Genomic DNA, 537 nt, shown 5'->3' with positions numbered 1-537 from the left:
AATTTTAATATCGTTTGCAGGTGTTTCACTGATAACGATTAGTTTTTGACGTAATTCATTCGCAGGTAATGTATTGAGTGAATCGATGTAATCGAATCCAGCTTCATAAGCCGCTGCTTTATCTGTGAATGCATCAGTGCTGAATGTTTTGTCTGAATGCACAACTTGTGATGCTGCAAAAACGCTTGAACTGATTAATAATGTTGCTGCTAGTGCTGATACTGTAGTTAATTTTTTCATGTTGGTGCCCTTAATAATTTGTTTATAAGTTAACTATTTATAAGTTATCTATCTATAAGCTATATAGTGTTGTCGCTACCTACTGGCGTTCACGACTTGTGCTATTTTCTTTGCTTTATTTGTTCTTCGTGCTTTCTATTATTTCTATTTTTTACATTACCAAGCGCTGATTAGTTATCGCTTCTTAATGTTTTGTAGTTGTAATCTACATTGACAATAGCGCGGTATTCTACTTGTCCACGTGTTTGTGCAAATTCTTCAATTGTTACGTTAGTATCTTTAATTTTTAAGTCTTTC

The 537-nt window shown here is 33.5% G+C and carries 1 protein-coding gene and 1 pseudogene; both read right to left on the bottom strand.

Annotated elements, in window-relative coordinates; genetic code table 11:
- Positions 1-240, bottom strand: a pseudogene (locus tag MT390_RS19725) (DUF3316 domain-containing protein); the annotation flags it as partial.
- A gap of 170 nt (positions 241-410) precedes the next feature.
- Complete coding sequence (locus MT390_RS19720; RefSeq protein WP_499442914.1) at positions 411-524, bottom strand: hypothetical protein; 114 nt, start codon at positions 522-524, stop codon at positions 411-413.
- Positions 525-537: the final 13 nt, after the last annotated feature.

The sequence above is a fragment of the Vibrio sp. 2-Bac 85 genome (assembly GCF_037546705.1).
Taxonomy (GTDB): domain Bacteria; phylum Pseudomonadota; class Gammaproteobacteria; order Enterobacterales; family Psychromonadaceae; genus Psychromonas.
Note: the sequence above shows the minus strand (reverse complement) of the source record. Positions and strands in the feature narration are given on the sequence as shown.